This window comes from Maritimibacter sp. DP1N21-5 (genome assembly GCF_019218295.1).
GTDB lineage: Bacteria > Pseudomonadota > Alphaproteobacteria > Rhodobacterales > Rhodobacteraceae > Maritimibacter.
The window spans coordinates 37,961-61,366 of sequence record NZ_JAHUZF010000007.1; the positions used below are offsets into that span (position 1 = coordinate 37,961).

Annotated in this window: 25 protein-coding genes, 1 tRNA gene and 1 riboswitch; of the genes, 14 read left to right on the plus strand and 12 right to left on the minus strand. The window is 64.8% G+C overall.

Annotated elements, in window-relative coordinates:
- Positions 1 to 72: 72 nt before the first annotated feature.
- On the plus strand, positions 73 to 972 hold the full coding sequence (locus KJP29_RS18155) for a DMT family transporter (protein WP_218465049.1): 900 nt from the start codon (positions 73 to 75) through the stop codon (positions 970 to 972).
- A 42-nt stretch (positions 973 to 1,014) separates the two neighbouring features.
- Here the strand turns inward: KJP29_RS18155 and KJP29_RS18160 are convergent, their stop codons facing one another.
- Complete coding sequence (locus KJP29_RS18160; protein WP_218465050.1) at positions 1,015 to 1,632, minus strand: glutathione S-transferase family protein; 618 nt, start codon at positions 1,630 to 1,632, stop codon at positions 1,015 to 1,017.
- A 96-nt stretch (positions 1,633 to 1,728) separates the two neighbouring features.
- Between KJP29_RS18160 and KJP29_RS18165 the strand changes: the two genes are divergently transcribed.
- The 3 genes from KJP29_RS18165 to KJP29_RS18175 all read left to right on the plus strand — a co-directional run bounded on the left by KJP29_RS18165 (position 1,729) and on the right by KJP29_RS18175 (position 3,584).
- The gene (locus KJP29_RS18165; RefSeq protein WP_370630894.1) at positions 1,729 to 2,400 is read left to right on the plus strand and encodes a helix-turn-helix transcriptional regulator; all 672 of its coding nucleotides are present in this window, start codon (positions 1,729 to 1,731) and stop codon (positions 2,398 to 2,400) included.
- A 65-nt stretch (positions 2,401 to 2,465) separates the two neighbouring features.
- Positions 2,466 to 3,161 carry a cytochrome c biogenesis CcdA family protein gene (locus tag KJP29_RS18170; protein WP_218465051.1) on the plus strand — a complete coding sequence of 232 codons (696 nt, stop codon included), beginning with the start codon at positions 2,466 to 2,468 and terminating at the stop codon, positions 3,159 to 3,161.
- A gap of 9 nt (positions 3,162 to 3,170) precedes the next feature.
- Positions 3,171 to 3,584: a thioredoxin family protein gene (locus KJP29_RS18175; protein WP_218465052.1), complete on the plus strand. Its 414-nt coding sequence runs from the start codon at positions 3,171 to 3,173 to the stop codon at positions 3,582 to 3,584.
- On the opposite strand, the gene KJP29_RS18180 is transcribed toward KJP29_RS18175, so the two are convergent.
- Both KJP29_RS18180 and aroC read right to left on the minus strand, forming a co-directional pair.
- The gene (locus KJP29_RS18180; RefSeq protein ID WP_218465053.1) at positions 3,581 to 4,513 is read right to left on the minus strand and encodes an AEC family transporter; all 933 of its coding nucleotides are present in this window, start codon (positions 4,511 to 4,513) and stop codon (positions 3,581 to 3,583) included. The two genes, KJP29_RS18175 and KJP29_RS18180, sit on opposite strands and share 4 nt — an antisense overlap.
- Positions 4,513 to 5,613 carry a chorismate synthase gene (aroC, locus tag KJP29_RS18185; protein ID WP_218465054.1) on the minus strand — a complete coding sequence of 367 codons (1,101 nt, stop codon included), beginning with the start codon at positions 5,611 to 5,613 and terminating at the stop codon, positions 4,513 to 4,515. Before aroC ends, KJP29_RS18180 begins: the two co-directional genes overlap by 1 nt.
- Positions 5,614 to 5,729: 116 nt before the next feature.
- On the opposite strand from aroC, the gene KJP29_RS18190 reads away from it, so the two are divergent.
- From KJP29_RS18190 to KJP29_RS18205, 4 genes are all read left to right on the plus strand, one after another.
- On the plus strand, positions 5,730 to 6,605 hold the full coding sequence (locus tag KJP29_RS18190; protein WP_218465055.1) for an EamA family transporter: 876 nt from the start codon (positions 5,730 to 5,732) through the stop codon (positions 6,603 to 6,605).
- A 49-nt stretch (positions 6,606 to 6,654) separates the two neighbouring features.
- A riboswitch (TPP riboswitch) is annotated at positions 6,655 to 6,759 on the plus strand.
- A gap of 44 nt (positions 6,760 to 6,803) precedes the next feature.
- Entirely contained in the window at positions 6,804 to 7,799 is a 996-nt protein-coding gene (thiB, locus tag KJP29_RS18195; RefSeq protein WP_218465056.1) for a thiamine ABC transporter substrate binding subunit, read from the plus strand.
- Between the two features lie 4 nt (positions 7,800 to 7,803).
- Positions 7,804 to 9,345: a thiamine/thiamine pyrophosphate ABC transporter permease ThiP gene (locus tag KJP29_RS18200; RefSeq protein ID WP_218465057.1), complete on the plus strand. Its 1,542-nt coding sequence runs from the start codon at positions 7,804 to 7,806 to the stop codon at positions 9,343 to 9,345.
- Positions 9,332 to 10,024, plus strand: coding sequence for an ATP-binding cassette domain-containing protein (locus KJP29_RS18205; RefSeq protein WP_218465058.1), 693 nt, complete (start codon positions 9,332 to 9,334; stop codon positions 10,022 to 10,024). The genes KJP29_RS18200 and KJP29_RS18205 overlap by 14 nt, the downstream gene beginning before the upstream one ends.
- A 69-nt stretch (positions 10,025 to 10,093) precedes the next feature.
- Here KJP29_RS18205 and KJP29_RS18210 read toward each other — a convergent pair whose 3' ends face one another.
- The 6 genes from KJP29_RS18210 to dapF form a co-directional block, all read right to left on the minus strand.
- Positions 10,094 to 10,879, minus strand: coding sequence for a cytochrome c1 (locus KJP29_RS18210; RefSeq protein WP_370630897.1), 786 nt, complete (start codon positions 10,877 to 10,879; stop codon positions 10,094 to 10,096).
- Between the two features lie 437 nt (positions 10,880 to 11,316).
- Positions 11,317 to 12,639: a cytochrome b gene (gene petB / locus KJP29_RS18215; protein WP_218465060.1), complete on the minus strand. Its 1,323-nt coding sequence runs from the start codon at positions 12,637 to 12,639 to the stop codon at positions 11,317 to 11,319.
- A gap of 11 nt (positions 12,640 to 12,650) precedes the next feature.
- The gene (petA, locus tag KJP29_RS18220; RefSeq protein ID WP_218465061.1) at positions 12,651 to 13,214 is read right to left on the minus strand and encodes a ubiquinol-cytochrome c reductase iron-sulfur subunit; all 564 of its coding nucleotides are present in this window, start codon (positions 13,212 to 13,214) and stop codon (positions 12,651 to 12,653) included.
- 285 nt (positions 13,215 to 13,499) lie between these two features.
- A complete protein-coding gene (locus KJP29_RS18225; RefSeq protein WP_218465259.1) occupies positions 13,500 to 14,111 on the minus strand; it encodes an FMN-binding negative transcriptional regulator in 612 nt (203 codons plus the stop codon).
- 3 nt (positions 14,112 to 14,114) lie between these two features.
- Positions 14,115 to 15,365 (minus strand): tRNA (N(6)-L-threonylcarbamoyladenosine(37)-C(2))-methylthiotransferase MtaB, encoded by a 1,251-nt coding sequence (mtaB, locus tag KJP29_RS18230; protein ID WP_218465062.1) that lies wholly within the window; start codon positions 15,363 to 15,365, stop codon positions 14,115 to 14,117.
- Complete coding sequence (gene dapF / locus KJP29_RS18235; RefSeq protein WP_255553750.1) at positions 15,365 to 16,210, minus strand: diaminopimelate epimerase; 846 nt, start codon at positions 16,208 to 16,210, stop codon at positions 15,365 to 15,367. Before dapF ends, mtaB begins: the two co-directional genes overlap by 1 nt.
- A gap of 140 nt (positions 16,211 to 16,350) precedes the next feature.
- Between dapF and KJP29_RS18240 the strand changes: the two genes are divergently transcribed.
- Together KJP29_RS18240 and KJP29_RS18245 are read left to right on the plus strand one after the other, a co-directional pair.
- A tRNA-Lys gene (locus tag KJP29_RS18240) sits at positions 16,351 to 16,426 on the plus strand.
- Between the two features lie 92 nt (positions 16,427 to 16,518).
- On the plus strand, positions 16,519 to 16,860 hold the full coding sequence (locus KJP29_RS18245) for a hypothetical protein (protein ID WP_218465064.1): 342 nt from the start codon (positions 16,519 to 16,521) through the stop codon (positions 16,858 to 16,860).
- Between the two features lie 3 nt (positions 16,861 to 16,863).
- Here KJP29_RS18245 and KJP29_RS18250 read toward each other — a convergent pair whose 3' ends face one another.
- Positions 16,864 to 17,592 carry a phosphatase PAP2 family protein gene (locus tag KJP29_RS18250; RefSeq protein WP_218465065.1) on the minus strand — a complete coding sequence of 243 codons (729 nt, stop codon included), beginning with the start codon at positions 17,590 to 17,592 and terminating at the stop codon, positions 16,864 to 16,866.
- A gap of 94 nt (positions 17,593 to 17,686) precedes the next feature.
- Here KJP29_RS18250 and KJP29_RS18255 point away from each other — a divergent pair, with 94 nt between their 5' ends.
- The 4 genes from KJP29_RS18255 to modC all read left to right on the plus strand — a co-directional run bounded on the left by KJP29_RS18255 (position 17,687) and on the right by modC (position 20,621).
- Positions 17,687 to 18,055 carry a winged helix-turn-helix domain-containing protein gene (locus KJP29_RS18255; RefSeq protein WP_218465066.1) on the plus strand — a complete coding sequence of 123 codons (369 nt, stop codon included), beginning with the start codon at positions 17,687 to 17,689 and terminating at the stop codon, positions 18,053 to 18,055.
- A gap of 63 nt (positions 18,056 to 18,118) precedes the next feature.
- Positions 18,119 to 18,874: a molybdate ABC transporter substrate-binding protein gene (gene modA, locus KJP29_RS18260; RefSeq protein ID WP_218465067.1), complete on the plus strand. Its 756-nt coding sequence runs from the start codon at positions 18,119 to 18,121 to the stop codon at positions 18,872 to 18,874.
- Positions 18,871 to 19,560, plus strand: coding sequence for a molybdate ABC transporter permease subunit (gene modB / locus KJP29_RS18265; protein ID WP_218465068.1), 690 nt, complete (start codon positions 18,871 to 18,873; stop codon positions 19,558 to 19,560). Before modA ends, modB begins: the two co-directional genes overlap by 4 nt.
- Entirely contained in the window at positions 19,557 to 20,621 is a 1,065-nt protein-coding gene (modC, locus tag KJP29_RS18270) for a molybdenum ABC transporter ATP-binding protein (protein ID WP_218465069.1), read from the plus strand. Before modB ends, modC begins: the two co-directional genes overlap by 4 nt.
- Before the next feature lie 6 nt (positions 20,622 to 20,627).
- On the opposite strand, the gene KJP29_RS18275 is transcribed toward modC, so the two are convergent.
- Together KJP29_RS18275 and KJP29_RS18280 are read right to left on the minus strand one after the other, a co-directional pair.
- Positions 20,628 to 22,400 carry an SLC13 family permease gene (locus KJP29_RS18275; RefSeq protein WP_218465070.1) on the minus strand — a complete coding sequence of 591 codons (1,773 nt, stop codon included), beginning with the start codon at positions 22,398 to 22,400 and terminating at the stop codon, positions 20,628 to 20,630.
- 105 nt (positions 22,401 to 22,505) lie between these two features.
- On the minus strand, positions 22,506 to 23,399 hold the full coding sequence (locus KJP29_RS18280) for a 2-dehydro-3-deoxygalactonokinase (protein ID WP_218465071.1): 894 nt from the start codon (positions 23,397 to 23,399) through the stop codon (positions 22,506 to 22,508).
- Positions 23,400 to 23,406: the final 7 nt, after the last annotated feature.

The following is a 23,406-nucleotide window of genomic DNA, read 5'->3' on the forward strand; positions in this document are numbered from 1 at the left end:
CCGGGGTTGTGCCGGTTCGCCAATCCGATAGGGTCGCCGAACCTTCCGAAAGGGCGAACAGGGAATAACGTCATGGACATGCGTGCAATCATAATGGGTCTAGCCTTTGCCCTCATGTGGTCTTCGGCCTTCACCTCGGCGCGTATCATCGTGGCAGATGCACCACCGATGACGGCCCTTGCCCTGCGCTTCGTGATTTCAGGCGTCATGGCGATGGGTCTGGCCGCTCTCATGGGCCAGAAGATCCGGTTGACCCGCGCGCAATGGATTTCGGTCGTCGTCTTCGGCGTGTGCCAGAACGCCCTCTATCTGGGGCTGAATTTCATCGCCATGCAGACCATCGAAGCAGGCTTCGCCTCGATCATCGCCTCGACCATGCCCCTCATCGTGGGCGTGCTCGGCTGGCTGGTGTTTCGCGACCGCCTGCCCTGGCTCGCGGTCGCGGGCCTTGTGGTCGGCTTTGTCGGCGTTGCGCTGATCATGGGAAGCCGGATCTCGGGCGGCGTCGACATGTATGGCCTTGCGCTCTGCGTCATCGCGGCGGTGGCCCTGGCCATCGCGACGCTGTCGGTGCGCGGCGCCTCGGGCGGGGGCAATCTGCTGATGATCGTCGGCCTGCAAATGCTGGTGGGCGCCCTGACGCTCGCTCCTTTCGCGGCTGCGCTGGAACCCTTCGAGGTGAACTGGAACGGCAAGCTCCTGGCCGCCTTCGCCTATACGACGCTCGTGCCGGGGCTGGCCGCCACCTGGGTCTGGTTCGAGCTTGTCCAAAGGATCGGGGCGGTGCGAGCCGCGACCTTCCATTTCCTCAATCCCTTCTTCGGCGTCGCGATTGCTGCCGTCCTGCTTGGGGAACGTCTGGGATGGCTCGACGTGCTGGGGGTCGCCATCGTCACGGCGGGGATTCTGGCCGTGCAGCTCGCCAAGCAGAAACCTATGAAGCCCGTCACCGCCGACCAGGTCGCCTCCTGACCGGTCGGACACCGTTTCCACGGTGACCGCCGGTCTTTCCGCTCAGGCCGCCTGGGGCGCGTATTTCGCGTCGATTTCCGCGGCCCAGCCATAAGACGGGCGTGCATTGATCCGTTCGACCCAGGCCTTGACGTTCGCGTCGTCCGGCACGGCATCCGCGAACCATTTGTAAGGCGATTGGATCAACAGGTCCGCCGCGGTGAAGCGATCCCCCAACAGGAAGGGACGTCCATCGGCAAAGGCCTCGATCAGGCGGCGTTCGACATCGGCGACGCCCCGGAAGGTCGTGTGAAACACCGGATGGTCGACCCCCGAGACCATGACGACATAGGCCGGCTCCATCTGGGCGGAATACCAGTTGAGCCACGTCAGGAAGGGCCCCCGCGCCTTGTCGCTGATGCGGGGGGCAAGGCCGGACTCGGGAAAGAGGTCGGCGAGATAGAGCATGATCGCGGCGGTTTCGGTAATGATGGTGCCGTCATGATCGAGCGCGGGCACTTTGTGATCCGGATGGGGATTGCGGGCATCAGGGCCGCCGGACCCGTCATTGCGCGAGATGTCGACATGGACGAGGTCGACCCGATCACGCAGGTCGGCTTCGTGGAGGAAGGCCAGCATGCGCGTCGCGCGGGACCAGTAGGAGTGGTAGAGGGTGAACATGGCGTATTCCCTTGATTGCGATTTCGTCTGACACCGTTATCGTCCGGACGTGCTGACAATTTCCGTCAGGAGGTTCCTCTGGCCCGATCCGACCGCTTGTTTCGTCTGCTCGACACACTTCGGCGCTTGCCGTCGCCCGTCACCGCCGCGCGGCTCGCCGCCGAGATGGAGGTGTCGGAGCGCACGATCTACCGCGATATCGACACGCTGCGCGCCTCGGGCGCCATCATCGACGGGGAGGCGGGGTTCGGCTTCACACTTACCGAAGACAGCGCGGTGCCGCCGCAGATGTTCGACCGGATCGAGATCGAGGCTTTGGTTCTGGGTCTGTCCTGGCTGCAATGGCAGGGCGATGCAGAGTTGATCGACGCCGCCGAACGGGCGTTGGCCAAGGTCGTGGCGTCCCTGCCCGAGCGCAAGGCAGCGGAAGCGCGGCATGTGGCATCCCTGTCTTACGTGTTCCAGCCGCGGGACGAAGCTCCGCCGCATATGGCGGTGCTGCGACGGGCGATCTGGGACGAATGTGTCGTGGACCTGACCTATCGCGACCGCAACGGCGACGAGACCCGGCGCATGATCTGGCCGCTCGCTGTGGTCTACACCGAACACAAGCTCTGGCTCATGGCGTGGTGTTGCCTGCGCCGCGACTTCCGGCGGTTCCAGATGGTCAACATCGAGGCGCTGACAGTGACGCAGGAAAGCTTTCGCCCGCGTCGCGTGCCGCTCTTGCGCGATATGTTCGAGCAGATGCGGGGCCGCGAGCGGTAAACAGTGAAACAGAACCTCACGCGGTTGTCTGGTGACGTGAGGGACGGCGCGCGCGACAAGGGAATATGGAACTGATCCTTGGATATGGGGCGGGGCTTCTGACGCTCATCAACCCCTGCGTGCTGCCGGTCCTGCCGATCGTTCTGGCGACGGCACTGCAGGCGCACCGGCTTGGCCCGGTCGTCCTGGCGCTGGGCATGTCGGTCAGTTTCGTCACCTTCGGGATGCTCATCTCGACCGTCGGCTATGCCATCGGGCTCACCGAAGACACCGTGGTCACGACCGGCGCCCTTCTCATGATCGGCTTCGGGGTCGTCCTGCTGGTGCCGCGCGCCAACGCGGTCTTCGCGGGCGCGACGGCAGGGTTCGCCGCCCGAGCCGATACCGGCATCGACGCCGTCGACCGGACGTCGCTCTGGGGTCAGTTCGCCGCCGGGTTGCTTCTGGGTGCGGTCTGGAGCCCCTGCATCGGTCCAACGCTGGGTGGTGCCATCGCGCTCGCGTCCCAAGGGGAGAGCCTTGGTCGTGCCTTTAGCATCATGATGGCCTTCGCCGCCGGTGTTTCGACCCTGATCCTCGGCATTGGCTATGGGCTGCGCGCGACCGCCCTCCGCCGTTTCGCAAACCTGTCGCGCCCGGTCCTGGGCGCCGCCTTTTTATTGGTCGGCCTGGCCATCCTGTTCCGTATCAACCACATGATCGACGGCTGGGTGCTGTCACACCTGCCCGCCTGGTTCGTCGACCTGTCCGTCGCAATCTAGGAGGAACCCATGAATCGCCGTATTTTTCTCACCACCGTCGGGGCCGCGATACTCGCCCCGCTCGCCGTCACTGCCGCGCGCATGGACTATGCCCCGGGCACGCTGGAACAGGCGCTCGACGCGGGCCAGCCGGTCGTACTCGACTTCTTTGCGCCCTGGTGCGGCACTTGCCAGTCACAAAAACGCACGATCGCCAAGCTGATGGAGGCGAACCCGGCCTATGTCGAGAAGATCGCCTATATCATCGTGGACTGGGACACCTACAAGAAACAGCCCATCGCCACCGACCTGAAGATCCCGCGTCGCTCGACTCTTGTCGCGATTTCGCCGGACCGTCGGGAACTCGGGCGCATTGTAGCGGGCACCGGCGAGGCCGAGATCAAGGCGCTCTTCGATGCTGCGCTGGGCAGCGCGACGTCCTAAAGCAAAACGGCAAGAAGGACGTTCAACGTCACGAAGGACGTCACCGTGCCGATCAGCAGCGCGAGGGAGGCGAGCCCCTCGTGCCTGGTGCCTGACACAAGCACTGTGTAGATCGCGAAGGATGGCACGGCAGCGGATATGATCGCGGCGGCGCGCACGTCCGCGTCCAGACCGAGACCGAGCGCGACAAGGGCCCAGGCAACCAGCGCCACCATGAGCGGATGCACGATGAGCTTCATCGCAGCAATCTGAGCACCCATGGCGCGGTTTCCGGTGGTCGCGAGCCCGGCAAGCGACGCGCCGATGACAACGAGCGCGAGGGCCGAGGCGGAATTTGCGAACATCGTGGTCAGGCGGTGCAAGGGCTCTGGCAGCGACAGGCCGAGAGTCGAAAACACGACGCCCAGGATCAGCCCGATGATCATCGGGCGCCTGAGCACGCCGAGGAACACCCGCCTCAGCTTCACACCGCCGCTACCTTCGGCCCCACGCGCCATTTCGATGGCGACGAGGAGCAACGGAATGAACACGACGTTCTCGATCAGGAAGTTCATCGACAGGATAACGCCCGCATCGCCGGGAAACAGGATCGTCATGAGCGGAAAGCCGACGAAGGCGGAGTTCGGCACCACCGACCCCATGAGCGCGACGGCCCGACGCATCGGACCCGTCCGCGAAAACCAGAGGAAACTGACCGCGAGTGTCGCCAATCCGCCCAGGAACATCGTCACCATGAATGGCAGCGAAAACACCTCGGCGATGGGACGGCTCGCCACCGCATTGAAGATGAGCGGCGGCAAGGCGACGTTGATAACGAACTTCGACAGGAGCCCGGTCTGCGGTGGTGTCAGGAACCCGGTGCGCGCCAGCCCAAAGCCGATGGCGATGGCCGCGAAGATCGGGAAAGTGATCCCGAGGATGGCGAGCATCAGCCGATCGTTCCGCGCGGACCATTCCCCACCTGCGCCCGGTGCAGAAGCAGGTGGTCAAGGATCACGCAGGCCGCCATCGCCTCGGCCACCGGGACGGCGCGGATGCCGACACAGGGGTCGTGGCGACCCTTCGTGACGATCTCGGCGGGTTCGCCCGACTTGGTGATCGTCTTGCGCGGAGTGAGGATCGACGACGTCGGTTTCACGGAAAACCGCACCACGATGTCCTGCCCGGTCGAGATCCCGCCAAGGATGCCGCCGGCGTGGTTCGAGCTGAACTCGGGCCCGTCCGGCCCCATCGAAATCTCGTCCGCGTTCTCTTCTCCGGTCAACCGTGCCGCATTCATGCCCTCGCCGATTTCAACGCCCTTGACCGCGTTGATCGACATCATCGCGGCCGCAAGGTCGGTGTCGAGCTTGGCATAGATCGGCGCACCAAGACCTGCGGGCGCGCCGCGCACGACGACCTCGATCTCGGCGCCGACGGAAGACCCCGACTTGCGCAGGTCGTTGAGGTAGCCTTCCCAGGTCGCAGCCGCCCGCGCGTCAGGCGTCCAGAACGGGTTCCGTTCGATCTGCTCCCAGTCGATGTCCGCCCGTTCGATCCCGTGCACGCCCATCCGCGTCATGTAGCCCCGGATCTCGATCCCCGGCGCGATGGCCTTGATCGCCTCGCGGGCTAGCCCGCCGGCCGCCACTCGCGCCGCCGTTTCGCGTGCAGACGACCGCCCACCCCCGCGCGGATCGCGGATGCCGTATTTGAGCCAGTAAGTGATGTCGGCATGACCGGGACGAAATTTCTCGGCGATCTCGGAATAATCTTTCGAGCGCTGATCGGTGTTCTCGATCATGAGCTGCACCGGAGTTCCGGTGGTCTGGCCCTCGTAGACGCCCGAAAGGATGCGGACCTCGTCTGCCTCGCGCCGCTGGGTCGTGAACTTGTTCTGACCGGGTTTGCGGCGATCGAGCCAGTGCTGGATCATGCCCTCGTCGATGGCCACGCCGGGCGGCACACCGTCCACCGTCGCGCCAAGCGCGGGTCCGTGGCTTTCGCCCCAGGTCGTCACGCGGAAGATATGTCCAAATGTGTTCATCATGGCCCGGCTCCTTTCGCGTTTCGATATACGCCGCGCGCGGAATTCTCAACGCGCAATCAGGCAGTTCTTGACGCGCGGGGATGACGGCGTAGCGTGAAGGTCCAAGCAGAGTGCCCATGTCCCGTCTCACCGATACCCTGATCACCGCATTGACCCCGATCATCTGGGGCACGACCTATATCACCACGACGCAGTTCCTGCCCGAGGGATACCCGATGCACGCCGCGCTCTTGCGGTCGCTGCCGGCCGGGCTGATCCTGCTCGTCGTGACGCGCAACCTGCCACCACGCGACTGGCTCGGGCGGATTGCGGTGCTCGGCGTGCTCAACTTCTCCCTTTTCTTCGTGGCGCTCTTCATCGCCGCCTACCGCCTGCCCGGCGGCGTCGCGGCGACCGTGGGTGCGATCCAGCCGCTTATTGTTCTCGTCTTCGCCCGCCTTGCGCTGGGCACGGTCCTGCGCCCGGCCTCGGTCGCGGCGGCCATCGCCGGGCTCGTCGGCGTCGGGATGCTGGTCCTTGGTCCCGATGCGCAGCTTGATCCCGTCGGGGTTGCGGCCGCACTTCTGGGCGCCCTGTCCATGGGAGCGGGGGTCGTGCTGGCGCGGCGGTGGCAACCGCCGGTCTCCCCCCTCACCTTCACGGCATGGCAATTGACCGCTGGGGGTATCTTCCTGCTCCCGGCCACGCTCATCATGGAACCGGCCCTCCCCGCGCTGACGATGTCCAATCTCGCGGGCTATCTCTGGCTTGGGGTCGTGGGCGGCGCCCTGGCCTATTTCCTGTGGTTCCGGGGGATCGCCCGACTGGACCCGGCGGGCGTGACGGGACTTGGGTTCCTGTCGCCTCTCTCGGCCATCCTCATCGGCTGGGTGGTTCTGTCCGAGGCACTGACGCCGGTCCAGATCGTGGGCGCCATCGTGATCCTGGCCTCTGTCTGGGCATCGTCCCGCGCAGCGCGCCCGTCACAGGCCCCTCTGTCCGTCCGTCAGTAGCCGACGTATGCGCCCGCCCTTGAAGCGGTGCACGTCTTTGCATAGTCTCTGCAGCACCTCGGGGTGTGAGCTGAAGAGCTCGCTGAGATGCGCAAGCGAACCCGTTGAACCTGAACCGGCTCATACCGGCGGAGGGAAGGTAAGGGCCGACGACCACGTCTTCCTACCCGACTTTCGCCCGTCGCAATGGAGGATGACATGAAAACAGCCATCATCGCCGCGGGTCTTGCTGCTCTTGCCGCCATGCCTGCAGGCATGGCCAGCGCTCAAGACACGCTGACCGTCTATACCTATGACAGCTTCGTTTCCGAATGGGGACCGGGGCCGATCATCAAGGAGAACTTCGAGTCGCAATGCGACTGCACGCTCGAGCTTGTCGCCGTTGGCGACGGGGCCGAACTGATTTCGCGGCTCCAGCTCGAAGGCGACCGGACGGAGGCCGACATCGTGCTCGGCATCGACGAGAACCTGACCGCGGTGGCCCGCGACACGGCCATGTTCGCGCTTCACGGTGTCGACAGCCCGGATCTGTCCATGCCCGTGGCGTGGGAAAACGACATGTTCCTGCCCTTCGACTGGGGCTACTTCGCCTTCGTCTACGACAAGACCAAGGTCGAAAATCCCCCCGCGAATTTCGAGGAGCTCGCCGACAGCGACCTGACGATCGTGATTCAGGATCCGCGCTCCTCCACGCCCGGGCTTGGCCTGCTGCTTTGGGTCAAGGCGGTCTATGGCGAAGAAGCCGGCGCCTACTGGGAACGCCTGTCCGACAATATCGTGACCGTCACCAAGGGCTGGTCCGAGGCCTATGGGATGTTCCTTGAAGGGGAGGCCGACATGGTTCTGTCCTACACCACCTCGCCCGCCTATCACCTGTTGGCCGAAGACGACGACACCAAGGCGGCCATCGCCTTTGAAGAAGGCAATTACATGCAGATCGAAGTCGCGGGCAAAATCGCGACAACCGACGAGCCCGAGCTGGCCGACCAGTTCCTCGACTTCATGCTGACCGACGGGTTCCAGTCTGCGATCCCAGAGACCAACTGGATGTATCCGGCTCATACGCCGCAGGAGGGTCTGCCCGAGGGATTCGAGAGTGTCGTGCCAGAAAAGGCCCTGATCTACTTCGGGACCGAGGCGCGGGACATCCGAGACGTGGCGCTCGAAGAATGGCGCGCGGCGCTGTCTCAATAGAATCATGACACGCACCACGGCGACGGGCAGCCTCGCGCTGGCCGTCGTCCTTCTCTTCACACTGGGCACGCTTGCCGCGGTTCTGATCCGGGCCGAGGCGCTGTCGGGTTTCGGCCCCGCCGACTGGGCCGCCCTGCGCTTCTCGCTCGTGCAGGCCACGCTGTCCGCGACGCTATCGATCCTCCTCGCGATTCCTCTGGGCCGCGCCATCGCGCGGCGTCGGTTTCCCGGGCGGGGGCTGCTCATTATGCTCCTGGGCGCGCCTTTCATCCTGCCGACGATCGTCGCGGTCTTCGGCCTCATCTCGGTCTTCGGACGCTCTGGCATCGTGTCGGATGTTCTGGGTTTTGTCGGGCTGGAGCCGATTTCGATCTATGGCTTTCATGGCGTCGTTCTGGCGCATGTCTTCTTCAACCTGCCACTGGCCACCCGTCTTGTCCTGCAAGGCTGGCTCGCCATTCCCGCCGAACGGTTTCGCCTGGCCGCCTCGCTGGGGTTCCGCGCGCGCGATGTGACGCGCTGGCTGGAACGTCCCATGCTGCGCGAGGTGTTGCCCGGCACCTTCCTCGTCATCTTCCTTCTGTGCCTCACGAGCTTTGCCGTCGCGCTGGCGCTGGGCGGCGGGCCGAAGGCGACAACAATCGAGCTTGCCATTTATCAGGCCTTCAACCTCGAGTTCGACCTCGGCAAGGCCGCGCTTCTGGCACTGGTCCAGTTCGCGCTCGGGCTCGCCGTCGCCCTGATCGCCTTCCGGGTCGCCCTGCCCACGGGCTTTGGCGCGGGGCTTGATCGGAGCCTGCGCCGGTGGGACGCGGCGGGACCGGGTTTCGTCCTTATGGACACGGTCATCATCGCCCTCGCCACCGTCTTTCTCGTCCTGCCCATTACGATGATCGCTCTCGATGGGCTTCCACGCCTGCTCTCCTTGCCTGCGTCCATCTGGTGGGCGGCGCTGCGCTCGCTCGGGATCGCACTGACCTCGGTCGTCGTCACGCTGGCGCTCGCCCTGCCGATGGCGGCGCTCTCGGTGAAAAGCAGGTTGCGCGTGGTGGAGGGGATCGGCTCCCTGACGCTGGCCGCCTCGCCTCTGGTCATCGGCACCGGGCTCTTCATCATCCTGTTTCCCCTAACGGACCCCTTCGCGCTCGCTTTTCCTGTGACGGCCATGGTGAACTCGGTGATGTCCCTGCCCTTCGCGCTGCGCGCGCTCGTTCCCGCGCTCGGCCAGATCGAAGCTGATTATGGCCGGCTCGCGGATGGGTTGGGTATGTCAGGTTGGGCGCGGCTGCGCCTGCTTTGGCTGCCACGTCTGCGCCGCCCGCTCGGGTTCACGATGGGGCTGTCCGCCGCGCTCTCCATGGGCGACCTTGGCGTGATCGCCCTCTTCGCCGCGCCGGATGCGCCCACGTTGCCCCTTCAGATCTATCGTCTCATGGCCGCCTATCGTATGCCGGATGCAGCGGGCGGGGCGCTGGTTCTACTGGTCTCGAGCCTTGCTCTGTTCTGGATCTTCGACAGGGGCGGTCGCGCTCATGCTGACACTTGACCATGTGACCGTGATCAACGGGGACTTCACCCTGACCGCTGATATGCAGGTCGCCAAGGGCCACAAGGTCGCCATTCTGGGACCCTCGGGGTCCGGAAAATCCACGCTGCTGGCCGGCATCGCCGGGTTTCTGGATGTCACCGGACAGATGAGTTGGGACGGCCGCGATCTTGCGCCCCTCGCACCGGCGGATCGGCCCGTCAGCATGATCTTTCAGGACAACAACCTCTTCCCCCATCTCACCGCCGCTCAGAACGTGGGCCTTGGACTACGCCCCGACCTGCGCCTGGGCCGCGCGAATCGGGAGCGGGTCGAGGAAGCCCTCGCCCATGTGGGCCTTCACGGGCTCGGCCCGCGCAAACCAGCGCAGCTCTCCGGTGGTCAGGTCGCGCGCGTCGCTCTGGCCCGCGCGCTTCTGCGCGACAAACCCCTGATGCTGCTCGATGAACCTTTCGGCGCGCTCGGTCCCGCCCTGCGCGCCGAGATGCTGGACCTCGTCGCCCGTCTCGCCGAGGAAACATCGGCGACCCTCCTGATGGTCAGCCACGAACCGGAAGACGCCAGGCGAATCGCCGATGACATCATCCTGGTGTCCGAAGGACACGCGGACGCCCCCGTTCCGGTCGCCGATATCTTCGCCAACCCGCCCGAAGCTCTTCGCAACTACCTGGGGCGCTGACCCGAACCTTTCACCCAAGAAAAAGGGCGCCCCGAGAGGCGCCCTTCCTAATTCCGAGGCGGAAAGAGATCAGAGATCCATTTCCTTGCCGTATTTGTGCGGCGCCCAGAGTTTCTTGTTGGTGAGGTAGAGCAGCGAGGCCAGGATCACCAACATGATGAAGCCGACGAAACCGGCCTGCTTGCGCGCCATCATCTTGGGCTCGGCGGTCCACATCAGGAAGGCCGACACATCCATCGACATGGAGTCGAGGTCGTTCGCATGGCCGTCGTCGAAGTCGACAAGACCGTCGTCCATCGGCTGCGGCATGGAGATGAAGCCACCCGAGAAGGCGTCATTCCCGTAAAGGAAGTTGCCCGCAACCTCGGTTTCCTCACCGTTGTAGCTCGTCAGGATCGCGTGGATGTATTCCGGACCACCGATGCCCTTGAAGAACTGGTTGATGCCAAGGCCGTAGGGGCCATGGAACCCGGCGCGGGCCTTCGCCATGAGCGACAGGTCCGGACCCATGCCTTCGCCGGTCACGGCCGGGAAGTTGTCGGACGGCAGGGCGGGACGGAAATCGTCCAGCTCGGCGTCGAATACTTCGAAGTTCTCGGCAGCATAGGCCCGCACTTCGTCTTCCGTGTAGTTCAGGCCACCGCTCTCGTAGAGCGAACGGATCGGCACGAACTTGAGCCCGTGACAGGCGCGGCAGACTTCGGTGTAGATCTTCAGGCCACGCTGAAGCTGTTCCACGTCGTATTTGCCGAACGGTCCTTCAAAGGAAAAGGCGACGTCTTCGATGTGCGCCGTCTCATGGCCACCGGCCGCGGCGTGCTCTTCGCCTTCGGCAGGGTGGTCTTCGGTGACGATGTCGGCTTCCTCGTCCGCGAGGGTCTCTTCCATCGCGGGCTCCGCGACAGCCGGCTGTTCCGCCTGAAGCTCTTCCGCAGCCGGCTCTTCAGCCGGCGTTTCTTCGGTGGCGGTTTCCTCGGCAGGCGCTTCTTCCGTCGCGGCGTCCTCGGTCGTCTCCTCGGCGGGCGCTTCCTCTTCGGTCGCGGCCTCCTCAGTGGGCTCCTCGGTGGCAGGCTCTTCTGCCGGCGCCTCGTCCGTTGCCGCCGGTTCTTCGGCAGCGGGTTCTTCCGCCGCCGGGGTTTCGGTGGTTTCGGTTTCGGTCGCCTGATCCGTCGCCGTATCGGCCGCCGGGTCTTCGGTGGTCGTGTCCTGCGCGGTCACACCATAGGTGCTGAGCGCGAGGGCGGTGATCGCCGTAAGGGTGAGTTTCTTGATCATTGTCTTAAGACCCTCTCTCACTCGGCCGCCGTCGGGGCGTCGGGATAGTGGTGTTTGAAGTCTTCCTCGATGGTCGCCGGCGGTGTCGTCGGCTTCTCGAACACGCCCAGAAGCGGGAGGATCACGAGGAAGTAGGCGAACCAGTAGGTGGAAGCGATCAGCGAGATGTAGTCGTAGGGGTGATCCGTGGACTGGGCGCCCGACCACATCAGGACGAGGAAGTCGATGACGAGCAGGCGGTACCACCACTTGAACGCCGGACGATACTGACCCGAGCGCACCGACGAGGTGTCGAGCCAAGGGGTCAGCGCCATGACGGCGATGGCGCCGAACATCGCGAGCACACCGAAGAACTTCGCGTCGATGATGCCACCAGTGATCCAGTCGACCGCAGCCACGACCCAGACGTCCGCCGTGAAGGCCCGCAGGATCGCGTAGAACGGCAGGAAGTACCATTCCGGAACGATATGCGCGGGCGTGGCGAGCGGGTTCGCCTCGATGTAGTTGTCGGGGTGACCGAAGTAGTTCGGCATGAAGCCCACGATCGCCCAGAAGACGATCAGGACGATCGCCAGCGCAAAGAGGTCCTTGATCACGAAATAGGGCCAGAAGGGCAGCGTGTCTTTCTTGGCTTCTTCTTTCGAGCCGCGACGCACCTCGACACCGGTGGGGTTGTTGTTGCCCGTGGTGTGGAAGGCCCAGATGTGCACGGCAACGAGCGCCGCGATCACGAAGGGCAGAAGGTAGTGGAGCGAGAAGAAGCGGTTCAGCGTGGCGTTGTCCACCGCCGGTCCGCCCAAGAGCCAGGTCTGGATGTCCGGGCCGATGAAGGGGATCGCGCCGAAGAGGCCGGTGATCACCGTGGCACCCCAGAACGACATCTGACCCCAGGGCAGAACGTAGCCCAGGAAGCCGGTCGCCATCATGGCGAGGTAGATCAGCATCCCGATGATCCAGGTCACTTCGCGCGGCGCCTTGTAGGAACCGTAGAAAAGGCCACGGAACATGTGGATATAGACCGCCGCGAAGAACAGCGACGCGCCGTTGGCGTGCAGGTAGCGGATGAAGAAGCCGCCGTTCACGTCACGCATGATGTGTTCGACAGAGGCGAAGGCCATGTCCACATGCGGCGTGTAATGCATCACGAGGATGACGCCGGTGACGATCTGAAGCACGAGGCAGAATGCGAGGACGATGCCCCAGATCCACCACCAGTTCAGGTTCTTCGGCGTCGGGATCATCAGCGTGTCATACGCCAAGGATACGATGGGAAGCCGCGAATGCAGCCATTTTCCAAAGCCGGACTTCGGCTCGTAATGGTCGTGGGGGATACCAGCCATCTTTGTCTCCCTTAGCCCAGCTGAATGGTGGATTCGTCGAGGAACTGCGCGACCGGAACCGGGAGGTTCTCGGGTGCGGGTCCCCGGCGGATACGGCCTGCGGCGTCGTAGTGCGACCCGTGGCAGGGGCAATACCAGCCCTCGTAGTCACCGGCGCCGTTCCCGATCGGAACACAGCCAAGGTGCGTGCAGACACCCATCATGACGAGCCATTTCTCATCTTCGTCGAGCGTCCGGTTCACGTCGCTCGCGTCCGCATCGGCGGAGATATTCGCGTTGCGCGCGTTCTGGTCGGGAAGCTCGGAAATATCGGTCGCGTTCGCGCTGTCGATCTCTTCCTGAGTGCGGTGCCGGATGAAGACCGGCTTGCCGAGCCACTGCACCGTGAGCTGGCTGCCTTCCGCGACACCCGAGATGTCGACCCGGATCGAGGCGAGCGCACGCACGTCGGCAGAGGGGTTCATTTGGTTGACCAGCGGCCAGACGGCGGCCCCGGTCGCCACGACACCCGCGCCAGCGGTGGCGTAGTAGAGGAAGTCCCTCCGGGTCCCTTGGTGGTCGTCTGCGTGTGACACGAGAGTTTCTCCCTTTTTCGCACCGCACGGCGGCGGCTTGGCTACACGACAAGGGGCCGCAGTCCCGCGCAGCCCATCGCGGCGGTGTTTAGCGGCAGAATCCCCAAGCGTCCAGCGGACAAACGCGCACAGGCACGCAAGACCGGGCGAAAAGGTTGAAATGTTGCAGAGGGATACTAGGCGGCGTCGACCGTCGCCTTTTCGCAACGCCCGAAGCGCTCGCGATGCCCGGCTTTTCGGGAGAAGGAAGGCGTCGAGGCGGCTTTGGCGTGAATATGGCGGGACCTACGGGTCGCCCATCAATCGCTGAAGCTCGAACAACTCGGAGCCGAGCCCCATCGTCACGTGGTCCCTCGCGCCTAGCCGATCCGCCTCGGCCTTGTTCTGCGACAGTTTCCATGTGCCGTCGACATCCTGGACGGTCATGCGGACCGGGACAATGGCCCGCAGAAGTCTGGCGAGCGCCGTCTCGTCCACCTTGTCCACCAACCATGGGGGTTTTGGCAGCAGACGCGCCTCGTAGGCCGCCGACTGCCGGTCGAGAAGTCCTCGCATCGCACCGTCGGGCAGTCGTTCCAGCATGCCGCGGATATGAACCGCGACATAGTTCCACGTCGGCACCTGATCCTCGCTCTCGTACCAATCGGGCGAGATGTATCCGTCCGGACCGGTCATCGCGATGACCGCCCGATGCGGCCTGTCCAACGCGCGCACGATCGGGTTCGACCGCACCAGATGCGCCTCGACCGTGCGGCCGTCGTCAGACAAGAGCACAGGCACATGGGCCACTATGGGACCGCCCTCGCCATTCATGGCAAGCGTTCCAAACACGCGACGCCGCACAAACTCCAGATTTCGGCTCAGCGTTTCGGTTCGGAAGGCACGGTTGGGATGGATGGCTCAGGCCCTCAACTGCGTGCCGGCGAAGCCCGTCACGGTGGTGCGCACGATCCGGCCTTCTGGCTGGTCGGTGTCGAAGACGACCTCCGCGAAATGGGCCGTGCGCCCCATGCGCGGGTTCTCCATCAGGACGTCGTGCACGACGCCGACCTGCCCGGACAAGTGTTTCTGCACGGCCGCGTCCCCTGCGGCCCGAAGACGCGCTGCACGGTCCTTGATCACCGGCCCGCTGACCTTCTGGGGAATGCGCGCCGCCGGCGTGCCCTCCCGCGCGGAATAGGGGAAGACGTGAAGCCAGGTCAGGTCGCAGTCCTCGACCAGCTTCAGCGAGTTCTCGAAATGCGCCTCGGTCTCTGTCGGAAACCCCGCGATGATGTCGGCCCCGAAGGTGATCCCCGGGCGCAGGCGCCGCGCTTCTTCACAAAAGCGGATCGCATCGTCGCGCAGGTGCCGACGCCTCATCCGCTTCAGGATAAGGTCGTCGCCATGCTGGAGACTGAGGTGCAGATGGGGCATGAGCCGCGATTCGGTGGCGATGGCCAGCATCAGGTTGTCGTCCGCCTCGATACTGTCGATGGACGAAATCCGCAGCCGCGCGAGGTCAGGCACCAGCCGGAGGATACGCATCACCAGATCGCCAAGCCGCGGCGTGCCGGGCAGATCGCCGCCCCAGGACGTCAGGTCGACACCAGTCAGGACGACCTCGTTATAGCCCCGGTCCACCAGCCGCTTGATCTGGTCCACGACCACGCCTGCGGGCACCGAGCGTGAATTGCCCCGGCCATAGGGGATGATGCAGAACGTGCAGCGGTGGTCGCAGCCGTTCTGGACCTGCACATATGCGCGGGAGCGGGTGCCGAAGCCGTCGATCAGGTGCCCGGCGGTTTCCGTCACCGACATGATGTCGTCGACCTGCACCTTTTCAGTCCGCTCCATGAGGCCCATCCAGGTGGCAGGCTCCATCTTCTCGGCATTGCCGACCACCAGATCGACCTCGGACATCGCGGCAAAGGTTTCGGGCTCGGTCTGGGCCGCGCACCCAGTGACGATCAGCTTGGCGTTCGGATTGTCGCGCCGGAGCTTGCGGATCTCCTGCCGCGCCTTGCGCACGGCTTCCGCCGTCACCGCACAGGTGTTCACCACGACCGCGTCGTTCACCCCCGCCGCATCGGCGAGCGCCTTCATGGCTTCGGTCTCATAGGCGTTCAGGCGACAGCCGAGCGTCGCGAAGATCGGCGCCTTGGACTCCATCAGACCGTCTCCGATACGCGGGACAGGAAGTCCTCGGTCAACGTCGCGTCCGCGACATGCGCCGTTGGCCCGGTCATCCAGACGCCGTCCTCGCGCCAATCGAGCAGTAGCCAGCCGCCATCGACCTCGATCCGCACCTTGCGCTCGGTCAGGCCCCGGGTCGCGGCGGCCACAGCCGTGGCGCAGGCACCCGAGCCACAGGCAAGCGTGATCCCCGTTCCGCGTTCCCAGACCCGCATCCGGATTTCCTCGCGCGACCGGACCTGGGCGAACTCCACATTGGTGCGCGCCGGGAAAAGCGGATCGGTCTCGACCGCGCGTCCCCAGCCGGCAACGTCTACGGCCTCGGCATCCTCGACGAAGAACACCGCATGGGGGTTGCCCATGCCCACCGCCATCGGATCGCCATCGAGCGGCAGGTGGTCGACCGCCATCTCATGCGCCAGTGGCACCTCGCGCCAGTCGAACTGCGGGTGCCCCATGTTCACATGAACCGCACCGTCGATCAGCCGCGCCTCGAGCAGCCCGCGCGCGGTTCGAATCGTGATCCCGTCCTTCCCGGTCTGGTCGAACATGTATCGCGCCACGCAGCGGGTGGCGTTGCCACAAGCGCCCGCACGGCTCCCGTCCACGTTCCAGAAATCGAGGTCGATGTCCGCTGCGTCGCTGTCGCGAATCTCCGCGAGTTGATCGAATCCCACGCCCCGATGCCGGTCGCCCAGCGCGCGGGCCAAGGGTTCCGTCACGCGCGCCGATTGCCCCCGTGAATCGACGATCACGAAGTCATTTCCGGCCCCATGCCATTTCATGAATGACAGGCTCTTGTCTGCACGGCTGGCGTCCATGGCGCGCATATACGCCTGTCAGATGTGGTTTTCCAGCACGCAGCATGGATCGCGACGCCCCTCCGACAAGAAAGTCGCTAGATTCCCGGAATTTGGGGCTTGACCCCATTGCCGCCGCTCTTTAGTCAGCGCGCCACAGTGGGCCGTTAGCTCAGTTGGTAGAGCAACTGACTTTTAATCAGTGGGTCGCAGGTTCGAATCCTGCACGGCTCACCACTTGCACGAAAACGATCGTCCGTCTGCCGGACGCCTCCCATGAGGGAACGCTTTGCGCGTGTCGGGTGTTTGCTTCCCGAATGGAGGCGAACATGACCCAGTTGATTCCCATTGACGAACCCCCGGCCACCCGATGGCTCGACCGCCGCGCGAGCCCTCGCCTGGCGCCACTTTTTTATGGCAGTGGCATGCTCGCGGTGGGGGCATGGTTGCTTGTCTCCAAGCCCCGGTTCGGCGAAGTGCCTGCGCCGCGACAGTCGGACGATGACGGCGTGTCGGGCACCTCGCGGGTGTCCCGAGTGGCAAAGGTCGGGCGCGACGGGGTCGAGGCCTTCGCGCCCACCAACGTGACCGATTCGATCGGCCGTTCCCTTCTGCTGGGTGGCGCAGCGCTCATCCTGACGCGGCTTCTGGACGAAGTCAGCGGGTCCTGACAGTCAGGCGTCCGACGATGTGACGGGTTTGTCCGGGTCGATCTGACCCCGGCTTGCAAGGAGCCGCGCGAACAGGAACACGGCCAGCGCCCAGGCTGCGCCAAGGGTCCATCCTGCCAGCACGTCCGACGGCCAGTGAACGCCGAGATAGACCCGGCTGACCCCCACGAGCCCGGCGAGCGTCGCGGCGACCACGACGTAGAACACCCGTAGCCGCACCCGATCCTCGACGCGCGCAAGAAGTACGGCAAGCGTCAGATAGGTCACTGTCGCCATCATCGAATGGCCCGAGGGGAACGAAGCTGTCGCCACCTCGACCCCATGCGGCACGAGATCCGGTCTGGGTCGGTCGAAGAACCCCTTGAAGAAATGCGACAGCACCTGTCCCCCGATCACCGCGACGGCAAGCAGGAGTGCGGAGCCACGACGCCGGCGTAACAGCAGAAAGACGAAGACGAACACGGCCAGAAGAACTTGGACCGTGATACCACCCAGCGCCGTAAGATCGCGCATCGCGGTTTCGACCTCGGTTCCGCCGATCGGATTGTTGAGGTCCCCAGACACCCGAAGAGCCATGAGCACCGCCTCGTCAAAGGCGTGAAGGTCACCCTCGGTCATCTCGCCGGCCAGCGCGAAGAACGCCCAGAGCGCGGCGGCCATCAGCATCAGGACGACCAGCGTGGCCGCTTCGATGCGCTCTGTGACGGCCGCGAGGGTCTGTTTGGGCTTCATGGGCGTTCCGGTGCGTGTCGGGTCACAACGCGCGAACCCTGCCCTTGTTGCACGCGCTTGCCAAGTCCGGCTGCGGCGTGGCAGGTCTTTGTCCATGACAGACGCTCCCTTTCCCCGCCTGCGCCTCAGGCTCTATTTCGCCCCGGGCGAGATGATGGGACCGGGCAAGGCCGAGCTTCTCGAACACATCAGGGACACGGGGTCGATTTCGGCCGCGGGCCGGGCCATGGGTATGAGCTACAAGCGTGCCTGGTCACTGGTCGAGGTGATGAACGCCATGTTCCGCGCCCCCGTCGTGGAAAGCAGCCGTGGCGGACCTAAGGGCGGCGGGGCGCATCTGACCGAAACGGGTGAGGCCGTCCTTGCCCATTACCGCGCGCTCGAAGCCGTCGCCCTGACCGGCGGCGCGCAGGAGATCGACGCAATGGAGCGACTATTGTCGGATATGGTCCACAGGAAATAACGCTTGCCAAACCGCGCGCCCCGCTGCGATATGTTTGGCGAAACATAACAGAACAGGGGTCCCATGCTTCGTCTTGCTCTTGCCTCCGTCGTTTTCCTCCTGCCCCTGACCGCCCGCGCGGGCGAGGTCACGGTGCTTGCCGCCGCCTCGCTCAAGACCGCGCTGGACGAGATTGCGCTGTCGTTCCAGGCTGCGACAGGACACGATGTCGTGGCGAGCTACGCGGGGTCCTCCGCGCTCGCGCGCCAGATCGAACAGGCTATCCCGGGCGACGTCTTCATCTCGGCCAGCCTCGAGTGGATGAACACCCTTGCCGACCAGACATTGATCGACCCTGACAGCCGCACCGACCTGCTGGAAAACGAGATCGTGCTGGTCGCGCACGAAGCACTGGACCCCGTCACTATTGATGGAAACCTCGACCTTGCAGGGATGCTTGGCAACGGCTTCCTCGCCATGGCGCTGGTCGATGCGGTTCCCGCCGGTCAATACGGCAAGGCCGCGTTAGAGACCCTTGGCCTGTGGTCGTCGCTCGAAGACCGCGTCGCGCAGGCCGACAACGTGCGCGCCGCGCTCGCCCTTGTCGCGACCGGCGAAGCGCCCTTCGGGATCGTCTATCGGACCGATGCCAGTGCCGAACCCGCCGTCACCGTGGTCGGCACCTTCCCGACCGACAGCCATCCCCGCATCGTCTACCCCGCCGCCGCGCTCGCATCGTCAGACAATCCGGTGACAGAAGAGTTCCTCGATTTCCTCGAGGGCCCCGAAGCCCGTCAGGTCTTCGAAGCGCAGGGGTTCAAGGTCATCGCCGGCGAATGACCTGGCTCGGCCCCGAGGAATGGCAGGCCGTCGCGCTCTCGTTGCGGGTCTCGGCGGTGGCCACGGTCGTTTCGCTTCCCATCGGTATCTTCATCGCCTATGCCCTCGCCCGCTGGCGGTTTCCCGGCAAGCAGGTGCTGAACGGCATCGTCCACCTGCCGCTGATCCTGCCGCCCGTGGTCACCGGGTACCTGCTCCTCCTGACCTTCGGGACGCAGGGCCCCATCGGCGCGCCTCTCGCCAAGATCGGCATCACCTTTGCCTTCTCATGGACCGGCGCGGCACTGGCCGCCGGCATCATGGCCTTCCCCCTCATGGTGCGCGCGATCCGGCTCTCTATCGAGGCTGTCGATCCCCGGCTGGAACAGGCCGCAGGCACCCTTGGCGCCTCCCGGCTCTGGTCCTTCGCGACGGTGACGCTGCCGCTTATCCTGCCGGGCATCCTGGCCGGCGCGATCCTCGCCTTTGCGAAGGCCATGGGAGAATTCGGCGCGACGATCACCTTCGTGTCGAACATTCCGGGAAGGACACAGACACTTCCCTCCGCAATCTATGCCTTCCTTCAGGTGCCGGACGGAGAAAACGCTGCGCTGCGTCTCGTCCTTGTCTCCGTCGCCATCGCCATGCTGGCCCTGATCGCGTCCGAGGTCCTCGCCCAACGTCTCGCGCGACGGATGCGCACATGAGCCTGTCGGTCGATATCGGCAAACGCCTTGGCGACTTCACCCTCGACGTGGCGTTCGAGGCTCCGGCGGGGATCACCGTGCTCTTCGGGCGCTCCGGGTCCGGCAAGACCAGTGTCATCAACGCGGTTGCGGGGCTTTCCACGCCGGACAAAGGGTCGATCACGGTCGACGGGCGGACGCTTTTCGATGCGGCGACCAACCTGCCGCCCCACACACGCCGGCTTGGCTATGTCTTTCAGGACGCCCGCCTTTTTCCGCATCTTACCGTGCGCCAGAACCTCGACTATGGGCGCTGGTTCCGACCGAAGGCCACGCGACAGGCCGACCCCGCCCGTATCATCGACATGCTGGGGATCGGCCCCTTGCTGTCCCGGCGCCCCGCCACCTTGTCGGGCGGCGAGAAACAACGTGTCGCCATTGGACGCGCGCTGTTGTCCGATCCTGCGATGATCCTCGCCGACGAACCGCTGGCCGCGCTCGATGCCGACCGCAAGGCCGAGATCCTGCCCTACTTCGAGCGCCTGCGCGACGAGTTGCAGATCCCCGTGCTCTATGTGAGCCATTCCGCAGCCGAGGTCGCCCGCCTTGCCACGACGGTCGTGGTCCTTGAAGAGGGCCGGGTCGTGCGCATCGGTCCCGCCGCAGATGTGCTCTCCGACCCGCAGGTCACGCCACTGGGCGTCTCCGAAGCCGGCGCCGTGCTCGACGCGACGGTGACGCGGCATCATGACGACGGGCTGACCGAGCTTGCCGCCGGGCCGCTGAGCCTGCTCCTGCCGCATATCCCCCGCGATCCCGGAACCTCGCTCCGGGTGCGGATCGAGGCGCAGGATGTCATGCTCGCCCTCACGAAGCCCGAGGGTATCTCGGCCCTCAACACCTTTCCGGCCAAGGTCCGGGCGATCCGGCAAGGCTCGGGTCCCGGCGCGCTTGTCCAGCTCGACGCGGGCGGCAACCTCCTGCTCGCGCGCATCACCCGCCGGTCGGCCGAGGCGCTCGCCCTGCGCCCCGGTCAGGATCTTTTCGCCGTTCTGAAAGCCGTCTCGGTCGCGCGCGACTGACAGCGCTCAGAACGGAAAGAAGATCGGGATCACGATGATCGCCATTACGGCGAAGAGGATATTGAGCGGCACGCCGACGACGAGGAAGTCGCGGAACTTGTAGCCCCCGGCGGAGTAGACGAAGGTATTCGTCTGATATCCGATGGGGGTCGCGAAACTGGCCGAGGCCGCGAACATGACCGCCATGATGAAGGGCCGCGGATCGTAACCAAGCTGGAGCGCAAGCGCGATGGCCAGAGGCCCGACCAGCACCGTCACGGCGTTGTTAGACACCATTTCGGTCAGAACCGAGGTCAGCACGTAGACCGCCGCCAAGATCGCGACCGGCCCCATCCAACTGACCCGCGCGACGACCCAATCCACGATCAGCGCGACGGTCCCCGTCGCCTCGAGCCCTTGGCTCAGGCCCAGCATGCCGAAGATGAGGAACAGAATCCGCCAGTCGATCGCCTCGAAGGCATCCTCCGGGTCCACGCAGCGGGTCATCATGACGACCACCGCCCCGATGACCGCGAGCCCGGCAATGGGCATCACGTCGAAGGCCGACAGAAGCATGACCGCAATAATCGCCGCGATGGCGATGGGCGCTTTGTTCCGGCGCAGGGGTTTGTCCGCGGGGGCGGTCAAGTTCACGATCCCGCCGTCTTCCATGAGCCGCTGGATCCCCTCCATGGGCCCTTCGAGAAGAAGCGTATCCGCGAACTGCAAACGGAGGTCCTGCAACTCTTGCGACAGATTCTGATCCTGCCGGTGAATCGCCATGAGGTAGACGCCGTATTTCCTTCGCAGCTTCAGGTCACGCACGAGCCGACCGCGCAGATGCGAATTGGGCCCGATGCTCGCCTCCATGGTGATGGTCTGATCGGCGGTCACGGGCTCGAACCCGGTTTCGTCAAGATCGTTGAACACCACCGCGCCGTCCTCGCGCAGGCCGAGGATTTCGCCGGTATCGGTCTTGATCACGATCCGGTCGCCCGGCTCCAGCACGGTATCCCGCAGCGTCCGACGCAGCGAAACCTCGCCCCGCACGACGTCGAGCACCCGTGCGTTCCCGTTGAAGGGGAGATCGGCGAGGGTCTTGCCCACGTATCGGCTGTCATGGGGGATCAGAAGCCGCGCGAGGAAACGCCGCTTCTGCTGTTGTCCGAGCATGGAGGACAGCGAAGCGCGATCCGGCAACAGAAACCGCCCCGCGAGGATCATGTAGACGACGCCGACACCGGCCATGATCAACCCGGGAAGGGTCATTTCGAACATGGAGATCGGCGGCTGCCCCGCTTCGGTGGCCACGCCGCTCATCAGGATGTTTGTTGAAGTTCCCACGAGCGTGAGCGTTCCGCCAAAGATCGCCGCGAAGGAGAGCGGGATGAGAAGCCGCGACGGTGCGACCCCGACCGACCCCGCGAGCGAGATCATGATCGGGGTGAGCAGAATCACCACCGGCGTATTGTTCATGAAGGCGGAGGCCCCGGCCGTGCCGACCATCATCAGAAGGAGCGATCGCAAGAGCGACCCTCGCGCCTGCTTCTTGAGGAACTCCCCGATCAGCTCGAGCACCCCGGTGCGCTCCAGCGCGGCCGAAAGGATGAACATCATGGCAATGGTGATCGGTGCCGAGTTCGAGAAGACCTTGAGGAAGTCATTCGTGCTGATCACGCCCGTGGCGATCAGAAGCGCCGAAGCGCCCAGCGCCGTGACCTCGGGCGGATAGATTTCGCGAAAGAAGCTGATGAACACCGCGGCCAGCACCAGCAGGACGAGGATTTGATCGAACGACATGATGCCCATGACTCCGCGCGCCGTCCCGGAAACGAGACGCCGCCATTAGGTCAGAATCGCTGCCAAAATCAATCGGGATCTTCGACTGCGAGACACGGGTTTCGATCAGGTCACGCGCGACGAACCCGCCATCACCGTTCGAAAGCCCGCCAGCAGCATTTCACCCTCGTCAAACACCTCTGCTGCGATACCCAACGACGACAGCGCGCCTTGATACAGGTCGCCACCGTCGACAAGCGCCACCCGCTGCCCGAGCCAGTAGGGTTTGGTCGCGGCCAGTTCAGCCCCGACGAAAACCCCCGCAATACGGGCGCGCGCCACGTCCGCTCCGAAGCGGTCCATCATCAGGCCCGCCTCGACCGCGCCGATCCGGGCGGCCATCGCCTGCGGTTTCGACAGCATGTCATCGAAAGCGGCCAGAAAATCATTCGGCGCCTGCGGACCCTGCGGGGAAATGCCCACGGCACGCGCCGTCATGTCCATGAGCTTCCCCGTCAGAACCTGCTGGAAACTCACGATCTCGCCTGCACTGACGTGCACCCAATGAGACACGGGACCAGGCTGGCAGACCACGCCATCGAACCCCGGCGATCCGGCAAGGAGACCCGCGACGCGAAGTGCGTCGGCAAACATGAGCGCGTCCGGCTTGTTCTGCCCGATGCCGCGCACAAGAGACACGCGAAGACGCTCGTCCCGGACCCGCGCTCGCGTCAGGTCACCCGGCCCCGGCGGTTTGCAGGGCACCGTGCGAAGATCGCCCCCACACCAGAGCCCTGGCATCGCCACCGGCCCCGCAATGATGACGTCCGTCTCGGCATCGTCTTGCAGATGACCCGCGATCAGCCGTGCCAACGTCGGCTCGAGGTCACCGGCTCCAAGACCGTCGCTGCCATCATCCGAGGAAAGCTCGTCGAGCACCGTGCCGTCCGCATTCATGATCCAGACGCGCAGTCGGGTTCTCCCCCAATCCACCGCCATCCACTCCGACCCGACACTCATGACACTT

What these genes read in the sequence shown, in the direction of transcription:
- aroC (WP_218465054.1), bottom strand. Translation starts at nt 5,613, where the DNA reads ATGATGAACACATTTGGACATATCTTCCGCGTGACGACCTGGGGCGAA.
- KJP29_RS18190 (WP_218465055.1), top strand. Translation starts at nt 5,730, where the DNA reads ATGTCCCGTCTCACCGATACCCTGATCACCGCATTGACCCCGATCATC.
- KJP29_RS18255 (WP_218465066.1), top strand. Translation starts at nt 17,687, where the DNA reads ATGACAGACGCTCCCTTTCCCCGCCTGCGCCTCAGGCTCTATTTCGCC.
- modB (WP_218465068.1), top strand. Translation starts at nt 18,871, where the DNA reads ATGACCTGGCTCGGCCCCGAGGAATGGCAGGCCGTCGCGCTCTCGTTG.
- KJP29_RS18200 (WP_218465057.1), top strand. Translation starts at nt 7,804, where the DNA reads ATGACACGCACCACGGCGACGGGCAGCCTCGCGCTGGCCGTCGTCCTT.
- KJP29_RS18205 (WP_218465058.1), top strand. Translation starts at nt 9,332, where the DNA reads ATGCTGACACTTGACCATGTGACCGTGATCAACGGGGACTTCACCCTG.
- modC (WP_218465069.1), top strand. Translation starts at nt 19,557, where the DNA reads ATGAGCCTGTCGGTCGATATCGGCAAACGCCTTGGCGACTTCACCCTC.
- KJP29_RS18245 (WP_218465064.1), top strand. Translation starts at nt 16,519, where the DNA reads ATGACCCAGTTGATTCCCATTGACGAACCCCCGGCCACCCGATGGCTC.
- KJP29_RS18160 (WP_218465050.1), bottom strand. Translation starts at nt 1,632, where the DNA reads ATGTTCACCCTCTACCACTCCTACTGGTCCCGCGCGACGCGCATGCTG.
- KJP29_RS18275 (WP_218465070.1), bottom strand. Translation starts at nt 22,400, where the DNA reads ATGTCGTTCGATCAAATCCTCGTCCTGCTGGTGCTGGCCGCGGTGTTC.
- KJP29_RS18155 (WP_218465049.1), top strand. Translation starts at nt 73, where the DNA reads ATGGACATGCGTGCAATCATAATGGGTCTAGCCTTTGCCCTCATGTGG.
- KJP29_RS18175 (WP_218465052.1), top strand. Translation starts at nt 3,171, where the DNA reads ATGAATCGCCGTATTTTTCTCACCACCGTCGGGGCCGCGATACTCGCC.
- mtaB (WP_218465062.1), bottom strand. Translation starts at nt 15,365, where the DNA reads ATGGAGTCCAAGGCGCCGATCTTCGCGACGCTCGGCTGTCGCCTGAAC.
- KJP29_RS18170 (WP_218465051.1), top strand. Translation starts at nt 2,466, where the DNA reads ATGGAACTGATCCTTGGATATGGGGCGGGGCTTCTGACGCTCATCAAC.
- petB (WP_218465060.1), bottom strand. Translation starts at nt 12,639, where the DNA reads ATGGCTGGTATCCCCCACGACCATTACGAGCCGAAGTCCGGCTTTGGA.
- thiB (WP_218465056.1), top strand. Translation starts at nt 6,804, where the DNA reads ATGAAAACAGCCATCATCGCCGCGGGTCTTGCTGCTCTTGCCGCCATG.
- KJP29_RS18250 (WP_218465065.1), bottom strand. Translation starts at nt 17,592, where the DNA reads ATGAAGCCCAAACAGACCCTCGCGGCCGTCACAGAGCGCATCGAAGCG.
- KJP29_RS18280 (WP_218465071.1), bottom strand. Translation starts at nt 23,399, where the DNA reads ATGAGTGTCGGGTCGGAGTGGATGGCGGTGGATTGGGGGAGAACCCGA.
- modA (WP_218465067.1), top strand. Translation starts at nt 18,119, where the DNA reads ATGCTTCGTCTTGCTCTTGCCTCCGTCGTTTTCCTCCTGCCCCTGACC.
- dapF (WP_255553750.1), bottom strand. Translation starts at nt 16,210, where the DNA reads ATGGACGCCAGCCGTGCAGACAAGAGCCTGTCATTCATGAAATGGCAT.
- KJP29_RS18180 (WP_218465053.1), bottom strand. Translation starts at nt 4,513, where the DNA reads ATGCTCGCCATCCTCGGGATCACTTTCCCGATCTTCGCGGCCATCGCC.